Annotated in this window: 12 protein-coding genes; 9 read left to right on the top strand and 3 right to left on the bottom strand. The window is 66.2% G+C overall.

From position 1 onward, the window contains the following. Positions 1-65 precede the first annotated feature (65 nt). Both V3B64_RS15625 and V3B64_RS15620 read left to right on the top strand, forming a co-directional pair. Positions 66-899: a thiol:disulfide interchange protein DsbA/DsbL gene (locus tag V3B64_RS15625; protein WP_153854514.1), complete on the top strand. Its 834-nt coding sequence runs from the start codon at positions 66-68 to the stop codon at positions 897-899. A 53-nt stretch (positions 900-952) separates the two neighbouring features. Further along, positions 953-1,690, top strand: coding sequence for an endonuclease/exonuclease/phosphatase family protein (locus tag V3B64_RS15620; protein WP_005419292.1), 738 nt, complete (start codon positions 953-955; stop codon positions 1,688-1,690). 58 nt (positions 1,691-1,748) lie between these two features. Here the strand turns inward: V3B64_RS15620 and V3B64_RS15615 are convergent, their stop codons facing one another. Beyond that, on the bottom strand, positions 1,749-2,624 hold the full coding sequence (locus V3B64_RS15615; RefSeq protein WP_032128972.1) for an EamA family transporter: 876 nt from the start codon (positions 2,622-2,624) through the stop codon (positions 1,749-1,751). A 72-nt stretch (positions 2,625-2,696) separates the two neighbouring features. Here V3B64_RS15615 and V3B64_RS15610 point away from each other — a divergent pair, with 72 nt between their 5' ends. From V3B64_RS15610 to V3B64_RS15595, 4 genes are all read left to right on the top strand, one after another. After that, complete coding sequence (locus tag V3B64_RS15610; protein WP_049400468.1) at positions 2,697-3,179, top strand: Lrp/AsnC family transcriptional regulator; 483 nt, start codon at positions 2,697-2,699, stop codon at positions 3,177-3,179. Between the two features lie 77 nt (positions 3,180-3,256). Further along, positions 3,257-3,808 (top strand): M23 family metallopeptidase, encoded by a 552-nt coding sequence (locus V3B64_RS15605; protein WP_071229523.1) that lies wholly within the window; start codon positions 3,257-3,259, stop codon positions 3,806-3,808. Between the two features lie 172 nt (positions 3,809-3,980). Beyond that, a complete protein-coding gene (gene fhuE, locus V3B64_RS15600; RefSeq protein WP_032128963.1) occupies positions 3,981-6,125 on the top strand; it encodes a ferric-rhodotorulic acid/ferric-coprogen receptor FhuE in 2,145 nt (714 codons plus the stop codon). A gap of 171 nt (positions 6,126-6,296) precedes the next feature. Further along, positions 6,297-6,731, top strand: a complete 435-nt coding sequence (locus V3B64_RS15595) for a hypothetical protein (protein WP_329894252.1) — start codon at positions 6,297-6,299, stop codon at positions 6,729-6,731. Between the two features lie 70 nt (positions 6,732-6,801). Here V3B64_RS15595 and V3B64_RS15590 read toward each other — a convergent pair whose 3' ends face one another. Further along, complete coding sequence (locus V3B64_RS15590; RefSeq protein WP_329914427.1) at positions 6,802-9,663, bottom strand: TonB-dependent receptor; 2,862 nt, start codon at positions 9,661-9,663, stop codon at positions 6,802-6,804. A 99-nt stretch (positions 9,664-9,762) separates the two neighbouring features. Here V3B64_RS15590 and V3B64_RS15585 point away from each other — a divergent pair, with 99 nt between their 5' ends. Next, positions 9,763-10,368 (top strand): hypothetical protein, encoded by a 606-nt coding sequence (locus tag V3B64_RS15585; RefSeq protein WP_329914426.1) that lies wholly within the window; start codon positions 9,763-9,765, stop codon positions 10,366-10,368. Between the two features lie 9 nt (positions 10,369-10,377). Here V3B64_RS15585 and V3B64_RS15580 read toward each other — a convergent pair whose 3' ends face one another. Next, positions 10,378-10,785 carry a biopolymer transporter ExbD gene (locus V3B64_RS15580; RefSeq protein ID WP_071229521.1) on the bottom strand — a complete coding sequence of 136 codons (408 nt, stop codon included), beginning with the start codon at positions 10,783-10,785 and terminating at the stop codon, positions 10,378-10,380. A gap of 151 nt (positions 10,786-10,936) precedes the next feature. On the opposite strand from V3B64_RS15580, the gene V3B64_RS15575 reads away from it, so the two are divergent. Beyond that, a complete protein-coding gene (locus tag V3B64_RS15575; protein ID WP_329914463.1) occupies positions 10,937-12,922 on the top strand; it encodes a transglycosylase SLT domain-containing protein in 1,986 nt (661 codons plus the stop codon). A gap of 182 nt (positions 12,923-13,104) precedes the next feature. Further along, on the top strand, positions 13,105-13,288 hold a 184-nt coding region (locus tag V3B64_RS15570), incomplete at its 3' end, for a hypothetical protein (RefSeq protein ID WP_329914425.1).

Genomic DNA, 13,288 nt, shown 5'->3' with positions numbered 1-13,288 from the left:
TCATCATTTCCCCCTGGCCGGCGCATGACGCCGGCCCCACCTTTCCAGATGCTGGAGACGTTTCCATGAAGATCCGTTACGCCCTCGCACTCGCAGCGCTGCTGCCGATCCTGGCGGCCTGCAAGGCCGACGACGGCAGCACCAACACCACCGCGGCCCCGGCCGAACCGGCGACCGCTCCGGCCACCACCGAGCCCGCCGCTGCACCGGCCGCGGGCAGCGAAGGCACCGCTCCGGCTGTCGCCGAAGGCGAGAAGGCCCCAGCCGAAGCCGCACCGGCTGCCGCACCGGCTCCGAGCACCGCCGCGCTGACCGGCCCGGCTCCGGTGGAAGGCGCCGATTACCAGGTCATCCCGAACGGCCAGCCGTTCCAGCCGGCCGCCGGCAAGATCGAAGTGACCGAGATCTTCGGCTATGTCTGCCCGGCCTGCGCCGCATTCCAGCCGCTGGTCGGCCCGTGGAAGGCCGGCCTGCCGAGCGACGTGAACTTCGTCTACGTGCCGGCCATGTTCGGCGGCACCTGGGATGACTACGCCCGTGCCTTCTACGCCGCGCAGACCCTGGGCGTGCAGGAGAAGACCCACGAAGCGCTGTACGCCGCCATCCACTCGCAGAAGACCCTGAAGGGCGAGCGTGGCCGTGATTCGGTGGACGACATTGCCAAGTTCTACGGTGCCTACGGCGTGGATCCGAAGCAGTTCGCCGCCACCATGGGCAGCTTCGCGGTGAATGCCAAGACCAACTCGGCCAAGCAGTTCGCCCAGCGCAGCCAGATCAGCGGCACCCCGTCGATCATCGTCAACGGCAAGTACCTGGTGAAGGGCAAGAGCTTCCCGGACATGCTGCGCATTGCCGACCACCTGATCGCCCGCGAACGCGGTGCGGCCCAGGCTCACTGATCCAAGAGAAGCGTTTCCCGGCCGTGAATTCCCCCCGTACACGGACCCTGCGCTTGCTGACGGCCAACATCCAGGCCGGCTCAAGTACCCGCCGCTACAGCGACTATGTGACCCGCAGCTGGTCACATGCGCTGCCGGCGGGCCGCAAGCGCAGCAGCCTGGACGCGATCGCCACCCTGGCGCGCGAACATGACATCGTCGGCCTGCAGGAGGCCGACCCGGGCAGCCTGCGCTCGGGCTTCACCAACCAGACCCACTACCTGGCCCAGCGTGCCGGCTTCAACTACTGGAGCCACCAGCCGAACCGGCGCATGGGCGGGGTCGCCTCCAGCGCCAACGGCCTGCTGAGCAAGCTGGAACCGGTGGAAGTGCAGGATCACGCCCTGCCCGGCCGCATCGGCGGGCGCGGCGTGCTGCTGGCCAAGTTCGGCGACGGCGCCGATGGCCTGGCGGTAGCGGTAGCCCATCTGTCGCTGGGCGCGGGTTCGCGGATGTCGCAGCTGGGCTTCATCGCCGAGCTGCTGTCCGACCATCCCAACGCGGTACTGATGGGCGACTTCAACTGCCTGGCCGAACGCCCGGAAATGCAGGTGCTGTACCAGAAGACCCGCCTGCAACCACCGGGCTGCATCGTGCCGACCTTCCCCAGCTGGCGCCCCGATCGCGCCATCGACCACATCCTGGTCAGCAGCGGCCTGCAGACCCGCACCGTGGAAGCCGTACCGGCCGCGTTCTCCGATCACCTCGCCCTGGCGATGCAGATCGACGTCCCGGCCGACGCCCTGCGCTGACCGCTCCTGGTGGGTGCCAACCTTGGTTGGCACGCTCTCCGCCGGGCATGGCCCGGCGCTACCCCGCCTGCACCACCGGCACCTTCAGCCGCCGCGCGGTCATCGTGCTGCCCACCGAGGCCAGCACCGTGCAGCCGATCGCCAGCCACTGCAATCCATGCAGGTGCTCGTGCAGCAGCAGCATCGCCCACAGCGCGGCCACTGCCGGCTCCATGCTGATCAGGATGCCGAAGGTCTCCTTGGGCAGGCGCTTGAGCGCCATCATCTCCAGCGACATCGGGATCGCGCTGGAGACCAGCGCTACCAGCAGGCCCGCCGCCAGGATCTTCGGATCGAGCAGTGCGGCGCCGGCATGCACCACGCCCACCGGCACCACCACCAGCGACGCCGCCAGCAGCCCCAGCGACACCGAATGCCCGGCGTGCAGATGGCCGGCACGCTTGCCGAACACGATGTACAGGCCCCAGCACGCCGCCGCACCCATGGCATACAGCACGCCGGCCGGATCCAGCGCCGGGCCGCCACCGATCGGCAACAGCAACAGCAGCCCCACCGCCGCGCAGCCCACCCACAGGAAGTCGATCGGTCGTCGTGATGACAGCATCGCCACCGTCAGCGGCCCGGTGAACTCGATGGCCACCGCGATGCCGAAGGGAATCGTGCGCAGGGCCATGTAGAACAGCAGGTTCATCAGACCCAGGGTGAGCCCGTAGCGCAGGATGGTGATCGCATCCACGCGGCTGGTCTTCCAGCGCCATGGCCGCCAGAACAGCAGCAGCAACAGCGCCGAGAAGCCCACGCGCAACGCGCTGGTGCCCTGCGCGCCGATCAGTGGGAACAGGTGTTTTGCGTAGGAGGTGCCGATGGCCAGCGAGGTGACCGAGCCGAGCACCGCCAGCGCCGGCAACATCGGCGCGAGTCGTGAGGTCTGCATGCGCAAAGTCTATTGCGCCGGCGCCGAGCACTTGGCTCAATTGACAGCCCGTTCGTGCAATTTCTGCTCGCCATGGCCACCGCCCCCGTGCTCGACAGCTTCGACCGCGCCATCCTCGACCTGCTGCAGCGGGACAACACCCTGCCGCAGCGCGAAATCGCCGAGGCCGTGCACCTGTCCACTCCGGCCGTGCAGCGCCGCATCAAGCGCCTGCAGGACAGCGGCGTGATCGCAGCCAATGTGGCGGTGGTCGCCGCCGCCAAGGTCGGGCGGCCGCTGACCATCATCGTCGAGGTGCGCGTGGTCAGCGAGCAGCGCGAACGCGTGGCGCCGTTCAAGCGCCGCGTACAGGACGACCCGGCCGTGCAGCAGTGCTACTCGATCACCGGCGATGGCGATTTCCTGCTGCTGCTTTCGGCCGCGTCGATGGAGGAGTACGAGGCGATCACCGAGCGCTTGTTCGGTGGCGATGACAACATCGAGCGTTTCCGTACCTCGGTGGCACTGGGCACCTTGAAGCGGAGTTTCGAGGTCCCGCTGGCACCGGTTCTGTAGCGTCGAGCCATGCTCGACTGCGCTTTTACCGCAGAGCAGCAGCCGTCGAGCATGGCTCGACGCTACAGTCGGAGACCATGAGTACTCCGTCCTCTCCTGCCGGTCGCCTGCGCCGCTGGCTGCTGCGCGGTCTGTGGCTGGCCATTGCCGTCGTTGCCGCGATGGCGCTGTGGAACAGTCCCTGGGCCGCCGCACCAAAGATGCTGTGGACACTCGCGCAGATGCCGCCGGCCACCGAACTCCCGGTGCCGGTGGAGGGTGTGCGCCCCCGCCAGATCGCCGATACCTTCGGCGCGCCGCGCGGCCGCGACCGCTCCCACGCCGGCATCGATATCTTCGCCCAGCGCGGCACGCCGGTGCGCAGCGTCACTGCCGGCGTCATCGCGGATGTCAGCGAACGCGGCCTCGGTGGTCGCCAGGTCTGGGTGATCGGGCCCGGGCGAGAACGCTACTACTACGCGCATCTGGAAGGCTGGGCCGAGGGCCTGGCGCGCGGCCAGGTGGTGCAGGCCGGTGACCTGCTCGGCCACGTGGGCGACAGCGGCAATGCCAAGGGCACGCCGCCGCATCTGCACTGGGGCATCTACGGCACGAACGGCCCCCGCAACCCGTTGCCGTTGCTGCGCTGATCGCCACGGCGCACCCGCGCACCGAACCGTTCATGATTTGTAAATAGGAATAGTTCGTATTACCATTTCTTTCGTTTCCGGTGGTGCCAGGACGGCCTGCCCGCCCTTCCCCTACCCGTAGCGCCTCGCCTCCTGGATGCCGGCCGAACGCGCGTGCTCGTCCAGGACCCCCATGACCCGTCCCGCCTTCCGTACCCTGCAGCCGCAGCGGCTGTCCGTTGCCGTGCTTGCCGTTCTCTGCGCCGTGGCCCCGGCCGCCTTCGCCGACACCGCCGCCGATCCGACCACGCTGGACAAGGTGGTGGTCAAGGGCGAACGTGCCGAAGGCTATTCGGTGCGCCGCACCTCGGCCGGTACCCGCTTCGATCTGGCACCGCGCGAGATCCCGCAGTCGGTCAGCATCATCAGCCACCAGCGCATCGAAGATCAGAAGCTGGACGACATCATCGACGTGCTGGCCAACACCACCGGCGTGACCAGCACCCAGTCCGACAGCGAGCGCACCGAGTTCTACGCGCGTGGCTTCTACATCGATGCCTACCAGTTCGATGGCCTGCCGACGCAGATGGTGCAGAACTGGAGCTACGGCGATTCCGGCCTCGATCTTGCGCTGTACGACCGCGTGGAAGTGGTACGCGGCGCTACCGGCCTGCTCAGCGGTGCCGGCAATCCGTCCGCCTCGGTGAACCTCATCCGCAAACACGCCGACAGCGCAGAACTGACCGGCAGCATCTCGGTGAACGTCGGCAGTTGGGGCCGCACACGCACCACCGTGGACGTGGGCACCGCGCTGAACGCCAGTGGCACGGTGCGCGGCCGGGTGATCGGCAGCTACCTGGACACCGATGGTCAGATGGACCGCTACAACCAGCGCAAGACGCTGGGTTATGCCGTCATCGACGCCGACCTGACCCCGGACACGCAGCTCAGCGTGGGCTACGACTACCAGCAGAAGCGCGCCAACGGCGCGACCTGGGGCGGCTTCCCGATGTGGTACGCCGATGGCAGCCCGACCAACTATCCGACCTCGTTCAATCCGTCGCCGGACTGGACCTACTGGGACACCACCAGCAAGCGTGCGTTCGCCACCCTGCAGCATGCCTTCAGCAACGGCTGGAAGTTCAAGATCGGCGCCACCCACGACCGCACCAAGGCCGACGACAAGCTGTTCTATCCGGCCTACACCGCGTTCAACAAGACCACGGGCGCCGGCATCACGCCGATGGCCGGCTTCTACAACACCGAGCGCAAGGTTGATGGCATCGATGGCTACATCGATGGGCCGTTCCAGCTGTTCGGCCGCGAGCACCAGTTCATGGCCGGCCTGAGCTACAACAAGCGTGAGTTCGCCAACTATGGTGATTTCCAGCCTGACTTCAACGATCCGAATGCACAGTACCTGCCGCTGGCCAGCTACTTCGGCTGGACCGGTGATTTCCCGCAGCCGAACTGGCGACCGCTGAAGCTTGCCAGCCAGGGCACCATCACCCAGAAGGCCGGCTATGCCGCCGCACGCCTGTCGCTGGCCGATCCACTGAAGCTGATCATCGGTGCGCGCTACACCGACTGGAAGAGCGAAGACGAAGGCAACGACCGCTCGCACAAAGTGACCACGCCGTATGCCGGCCTGGTCTACGACATCAACGATACCTACTCCGCCTACGCCAGCTATACCGAGATCTTCCAGCCGCAGACGCTGCGCAACAAGCAGGGCAGCTACCTCGATCCGGTCGATGGCAAGAGCTACGAAGTCGGCGTCAAGGGCGCGTGGTTCGACAACCGGCTGAATGCATCCGTGGCAGTGTTCCGCATCGAGCAGGACAACGTTGGCCAGGAAACCATGGACAAGGTCGACGGGCAAATGAACGAGACCGCCTACATCGCTGCACGTGGCACCGTCAGCCGCGGCTTCGAGTTCGAAGTGAACGGCGAACTGGCACCGGGCTGGAACGCGACCTTCGGTGCTTCACGTTACGTGGCCAAGGACATCAACGGCGCCGACATCAACACCAACCTGCCGCAGACCGCGCTGAAGCTGTTCACCAGCTACACCCCGCAATCGCTGCAGGAACTGACCGTCGGCGGAGGTGCCAACTGGCAGAACCGCATCTACTACGCTGCGCCGGTAGTGGGCCGTTTCGAACAGGAAGGCTACGCGCTGGTCAGTGCCTTCGTGCGCTACCGCATCTCGCCGGAGTTCAGCGTGCAGGCCAACCTCAACAACCTGCTGGACAAGAAGTACTACTCGCAGATCACCGGCTACGGTGCCTACGGCGACGGCCGCAATGGCTCGCTGACGTTCACCTGGGCGTTCTGATCCAACCGGCCTTGTAGCGTCGAGCCATGCTCGACTCGATCACACGGGGTCGTCGAGCACGGCTCGACACCACAACGGGGGCGCCCAGCGCCCCCGTTGCCGCGCTGCCCTTGCAGGTGTAGCGTCGCGCAGACGGATACCTCGCGCCTTCCCCCTCAAGGACGACCGGCCATGCGCACCCGCACGAAACTCGGTCTATCGCTCGTGGCCCTGTTCTCTTCGCTGCCGCTGATGGTCGCTACAGGCAATGGCTACTTCATCCTGCTTCTGCTGATCGGCCTGCCCGCAGCGATCCTGTTCTGGTTCGATCTGGGCCGTGAACTGCGCGCCATCCCCACTCCTACCCGCTCCGAGCGCGCGCTGGGATTGGCAATGGGCATTCCACAGGTGCTGTTCGGACTGTTGTGCGCGGGGATCGGCCTGATCCTGGTGGCCTGGATCCTGTACAACCTGCTGGTCCAAACGCTGCCACAGTTCCGCATTCCCTCACTGCCTGGTTTCGCGGTCGGGCCGATGATGATCATGGCCGGGCTGGGATGGGCACGCACCGCGTTCCGCCGTGCCAGCCTTGAACAGGATGACCCGGAACAGGACATTCCGGATTGACCACCTTCATGGAGTCGAGCATGGCTCGACGCTGCAACGGCGCCGGGCTGAGCCCGGCGCCGTCCCTTCATCAGAAACGCAGGTCCGCGCGCAGGTACCAGTAGCGGCCACGCGGGATGTCATAGGTCGAAGCGTCGTAACCGTTCAACGAGCACGACAGGCAGATCGGCGGATCCTTGTCGAACACGTTGTTCAGGCCAGCGGTCAGCTGCAGCCCCTTCATCCAGTCGATCTTGTAGCCCACCTGCATGTCATGGAAGGTAGTGGCCGACAGCGTATTGGTGCCTGCGGCCTGGTTGCTGCAGACCGGGAATACAGAGGCGTCACCGCAGTTCTCGGTCAATTCGGAGATATGCCGAACGGTCCAGTTGGCACTCCAGCGGTCCAGCGTCCAGCCGATGCTGGCATTGCTGGTCCATTCCGGAATCGAGCTGTCGGCCACTTCCACGCCCGGCTTCTGCGGCTGCTTCTGGCCCGCCGCACCGGTGGCCTCGTAGCGGCCGACGAACGTGTTCTTCCAGCCCAGCTTGAACTGGCCGATCGAGCTCTGCGGCAACGTCCAGAACAGATCCACGTCCCAGCCATCGGTCTTGATCGAGCCGAGATTGGTCAGGCGGTTGTTGAAGCTGCTCACTGCACCGGTATTGGCGCGGGTGATGCCATCGCAGTAGATCGGATCCAGCGTTTCCACGCACAGGTCCAGCTGGGTCTGCGCGTTGATTGCCTGGATCGCGCCATCGATGGCATGGCGATAGAAGGTCACCTCCACGTCGAAGCGCTCGGACCACGAGGTGTTGTTGCCAAACCACGGGCTCCACACGAAACCGGCACTGAAACTGCGCGAGCGCTCCGGATCCAGCTCGCGGTTGCCGCCGGTGGTCACCGAGATCTGCGAGTTGGCCTGCTGGAAGCCGGCCGGCACGCCCAGCGCGGCACAGTTGGCGGCGCTGCCGCGCGGCGGCGTACCGCCCAGGCCCACCGAGCATGGATCGAACAACTGCAGGTCGGCACGCGCGGCCGAACCGTACAACTCACCGATCGACGGTGCACGGAAGCCCTCGGCATAGGTCGTGCGCAGCACGAAATCGTCGGTCACCTGCCAACGCAGGCCGTACTTGGGCGTGAATTCGCCACCGAAGGTGGAGTAGTCCGAATAGCGCCCGGCCAGGCTCAGGTCCAGCTTCTTGCCGAATGAAGAGTCGGCGAAGATCGGCACGCTCAACTCCAGGTAGGCCTCGTTGACGTCATACGAGCCGGACGTCGGCTGCGAAGGCACGCCGTTGTAGTGGCCCGCCACCGTCAGCGGATCGGGCTGGTACGAACCCTCGTACTTGCGATACTCGAAGCCGGTAGCGAACGACACCGGGCCGGCCGGCAGCGTGAACAGGTCGCTGGACAGGTTGGCGGTGAACAGGCTCAGCTCGTTCTGGCTGCGGTCACGCACCACCGGCTGGATCCACTTCAGCATGTCCGGAGTGATCGAACCGGCACCGCCGAAGATGTTCAGCGGCACGCAGCCCGGCGTCGCCGCACAGACGGACGGATCGCCCAGCGCCATGTTGACGTTGTAGATGTTGTAGCTGCCGTAGTTGGTCTGTTCGGCCTTGTTCTTGCTGTACATGCCGTTGACGTCCCAGTACCAGCTGCGGTCAGCCGCCTGGAAGTTGCCGACGAAGCCGGTGGCGAAATACGTGGTGTCCACTTCCTGCTTGAACACGCGCGCGCCGCCTTCCACCGGACGGCGACCGATCAGGCTCAGGTTGTCACCCGAGACCAGGTCGAAGCCGAACGGGTTGTACGGGTTGAGCGCAGACACGGTGATGTTGTCGGCCAGCAGATTGCCGGTGGCGCCATCGGGACCGAAGAACAGCGGCTCCGGGCCGGCCTGGTTGGTCGACTCACGGCGGTTGCCCAGTGCCTTGACGTACCACTGCACGTTGTCGGTGATGTCGAAGCGGAACTGACCGAACAGGCCTTTACGCTCCGACGGTGTCAGCACCATGTTGTATTCGGCGAAGTTGAAGCGATCAGCACTGGTGAAGCAGTGATAGTCATCGGTGCGCGCGCAGCCGGCACTGCCGTCGTAGCGCGGGTTGCTCACGCCGGTATTGGGCACGATGTTCTGCACCGCACCGGTGTTCGGGTCGGTGAACATGAAACGGCCCTGCGGAATGCCACCGCTGCCGAAGGCCAGGCCGGTGCCGGGAATCGGGAAGCGCGACTGCTCGCGGTCCTTGGCGAACACCGGATCCTGCTTGGTCCAGCTGGCGCCGAGGAACAGGCTGAAGCGGTCGCCGCTCTTGCCCCAGGCCAGGTCCACGCCCTTCTGCGTGCCATCGCCCTTGCTGTACTCGCCGTAGTTCAGGGTCACCTGGCCGCCATCGAAGTCACGGCGGGTGATGATGTTGACCACGCCGGCAATGGCATCGGAGCCATACAGCGACGACGCGCCATCTTCGAGCACTTCGATGCGCTCGACGATGGCCAGCGGAATGGTGTTGAGGTCGGTGGCCGAGCCCACACCGGAGGCGGACGACTCATTGACCCAGCGGATGCCGTCAACCAGCACCAGCACGCGCTTGGCGCCCAGATGGCGCAGGTCCACCTGCGCCGAGCCAGCACCTACACCACTGCCATCGGGCGGGAAGCCGAAGTTGCCGGACGAATTGAACTTGGCATTGAGCGCGGAACCGGAACCGGTGAGCTGCTGCAGCACTTCGCCGATCGAGGTCAGGCCGGTGCGTTCGATATCACCGCGGGTCAGCGTCTGGATCGGCACCTGGCCTTCGACTTCAGCGCGCTTGATGCGGGTACCGGTGACTTCCACCGCATCGAGGTTGGTGGTGGATTGTGCAGCGGCACCCAACGGTGCCAGGGTCATCACGCACAGCGCGACGGCAACCGCCAAAGGGCGGTGGTGCAGGTGATTCATTCGCTCTCTCTCCAAAGGAATGTCGGGACAAGGGCTGCCGCACTCCCTCCCTGCATGGCGGCGCCGTCTCCTTTGTAAACAAGTGGTAAAAATCGCGGCGTGATGATCGACACTCTTTCACGCGGAATTGACGCAATTGCAGGCCGATTGCGTCAGATGACTGCAGGTTATGACCGGACGATATTGTTCACGACAGGCAGCCTTGATGCCGGCTGCGACAGCGCGCGCCGGGGGCTGCCACATTCATGGAAAAGGTCTTTGCCGGACCGTTTCAGGAATAGTTTGAAATTCCCTCTTTCAGAAGGCGCCGCTAGTCGATCCAGCGCAGACTCGCACCTCCAGCCATTCGCGGGAGGGTCGATCATGAAAGCGGTGAGTGCGGTGCTGGGTGTCACGACGGTGATGACGCTGCTTTTTTCCCTGGCGGGCGAATCGAGAGCAGGCGGCGTGATCGAGTGCAACAACTGCCCCTCTCCCAGCGATGCGGCCTTGGCCTCGGGAGAGGGATTGACGGTTGTGGTGGATTTCGAGAGAGCCGAGTTGACTGCTTTCGACGTTGAACGTGCCGCTGGGACCGGAAGGTGGCGAGCACATCCAACCCCGGTTCCAGCGCAGATTGAAATGGCCTTTCTGCGGATCCTGGATGCGACACTGTCAGCAGGGGAAGCGCCGCTCATGCAGCAATCACCGCATGAGCGGCAGTGAGACATCGCACTACCGCACGAACGCAATGCGCTCCATGCCGGTCGCCTCGGCTGCGGCCAGAATCCTCGCCATGCCTTCGTATTCGGCCGCCGGATCGGTGGCGATACGCAGCTCCGGCAGGTTGCCGGCATGTTCGCCCGCCTGTGCCTGCAGGCGCGCCTGCAGCTCACTGATCACCATCGGCTGGCCATTCCAGCTGAGCTGGTTGGCAGCGTCCAGGCGCAGCTCGATCGGCGGTGGCGGTTCGGGACGGTCGACCACGCGATCGGTGGCCTGTGGCAACTGCACGGCTATCGGCCGGGCCACGATCGGCGCGGTCACGATGAAGATGATCAACAGCACCAGCATCACATCCACCAGTGGCGTGACATTGATGTCCGCCAGCGGGCCGCTTCTTCCTGCGCTACTGAACGCCATGTGCCGCTCCCTGCAGCCGGGCCGTTCGCCCAAGCTCGACACTACGTCGCCCGCAGGCTCGCGAGGCAGTGCCTGCAGCACGAGCATTCAGCTGCCGTTGCCGACCCATCGCGTGCACGCAATGCGAAACTGAATTCAGCCATTGCCCGCTATGCTGCCCGCCATGACCCGACGCTCTTCGACCGCCCTGTCCCTGCTGCCCTTGGCCACCACGCTGCTGATCGGCTGCGCCAATGCCCAGTCCCTCGACGCCCAGAACGCGCAGCTGAAGGCCGCGATCGCTGCCGCCGAACGCGGCCAGTTCGATCCCGGCCAAGCCGCCGCACTCAGCCGCCATCCTGCATACGGCTGGCTGGAGTACGCCAACCTGCGCCGCAACATCGACACCGTCGATACCGCGCAGGCGCAGGCCTTCCTCAAGCGCTACGACGGCCAGGCCGTGGCTACCACCTTCCGCAGCGTGTGGCTGCCCTCGGTCGCACGCCGCCAGGACTGGCCGACCCTGCTCGCCAACTGGGCGCCCACCGACAACGCCGGCCTGCGCTGTGCGCAGCTGACCGCGCGCCAGGTGACCGGCAAGGTTGATCCGCAGTGGATCAGCGAAGCGCAGGATCTGTGGCGCAAGAGCGGCAAGTCGCTGCCGGACGGCTGTGATGCCGTTTTCGCCGTGCTGCAGGCGCAGGGTGGTCTGAGCGACGCGCTGCGCTGGGAACGCATCGATGCCGCCGCCGACGCCCAGCAACCCGCTGTGATGCGCAGCGCCGCACGTGGCCTGCCTGCCACCGACCTGGCGCTGGCCAACAATTACGCGGCCTTTGTCGACAAGCCCAATGCCAGCGCATTGAACTGGCCGCGCAACGAGCGCAGCCGGCGCATCGCCACTGATGGCCTGGCCAAGCTGGCCAAGGCCGATCCCGGCGCCACCGAACAGCAGCTGCCGCAGTACGCGCAGGCACTGGGCCTGAGTGCCGAGCAGCAGGGCCAGGTGCTGTACCAGATCGCACTGTGGACGGTGGCGTCCTACCTGCCCGATTCGGCGCGGCGCCTCAACGCGGTGCCGGAATCGGCGTACGACGAACGCCTGCACGAGTGGCGCGTGCGCGAAGCGATGTCGCGCGGTGACTGGCCGGCGGCGCTGACCGCGATCCGCAAGATGGGCAGCAAGCAGCGCAGCGACCCGCGCTGGCGCTACTTCGAAGGCCGCATGCTGGAGAAGACCGGCCAGGCCCAACAGGCGCAGCCGCTGTTCCGCGAGGCCGCGCGCGCACCGACCTTCCATGGTTTCCTCGCCGCCGACAAACTGCAGCAGGGCTACACGCTGTGCCCGTGGAAGCCGAACGACAGCACGCAAGCACAAGCGGTGATCGCGCGCGACCCAGCCATCCAGCGCGCGATGGCGCTGTACCAGATCGATCGCGCCGGCTGGGCCGTGGCCGAATGGAACAGCGCGCTATCGCGCTTCGATGACACCCAGCGCCGCCTCGCCGTTCGCGTAGCGCAGGACAATGGCTGGTTCGACCGCGCCGTGTTCGCACTCGGCAAGCAGCCGCAGGAACAGCGCCTGTACGACCTGCGTTTCCCGCTGCACCACGACGCCACCATCCGCCGCGAATCGGCACGCAACGCGATCGATCCGGCCTGGGTGGCGGCAGAGATCCGCGCCGAGAGCACCTTCACCCCGCGCGCGCGCTCGCCTGCCAACGCCATGGGCCTGATGCAGGTGCTGCCGGCCACCGGTGCCGGCGTGGCCAAGTCGATCGGCCTGACCGGCTACGGCGGCGCCGACAGCCTGTACGACCCGGACACCAACATCGCCATCGGTACCGCCTATCTGCGCCAGCTGATGAACAAGTACGACGGTCTGCCGTACGTGACCATCGCCGCCTACAACGCCGGCCCGACCCCGACCGCGCGTTGGCAGGGCCAGCGCCCGGGTTATGACCCGGACCTGTGGATCGAGACCATCAGCTACAAGGAAACCCGCGAGTACGTCGCGCGCGTGCTGGCCTTCAGCGTGATCTACGACTGGCGCCTCAATGGTGATGCGCTGCCTCTGAGCGACCGTCTGATGGGCCGCCTGGTGGACAAGCGCAAGAGCTTCAGCTGCGCCGCCAACGCGGACCAGGGCGGCGATTGATCGCACTGCGGTCGTGGGGGGGGCGGGGGCGGGGGGGGGCAGATAGAAGGGGTGGCGGGGCCCGGCCGCGCCGTTCCCGCCCCGCGGCCGGCCCGCCCGGCGCCGGGCCCCCCCCCCCCCCCCCGGGGGCCCCCCCCCCCCCCGCCACTACCCGGCATCCGTTTCCCGGGGAGGGGAAAGCGATGAGCCTGCTGGCCTGGATCGGGATATTCGCCGCCTGGAGCCTGTTCGCCACCTGGGTATTGCGCTGGGGTGGCGCGGCCTGGATGGAAGGCTGGAAGTCGCTGGCCTTCGTCGACAGCTGGGGCAGCCTGTGGGACGAAGCGCAGATCAAGCTCTACTTCCTCTGCCTGTGGATCGTCTACG

Source organism: Stenotrophomonas sp. SMYL86, assembly GCF_036320025.1.
Lineage (GTDB): Bacteria > Pseudomonadota > Gammaproteobacteria > Xanthomonadales > Xanthomonadaceae > Stenotrophomonas > Stenotrophomonas maltophilia_A.
The sequence above is the reverse complement of the archived record's forward strand: the minus strand, read 5'-3'. Positions and strand labels throughout refer to the sequence as shown.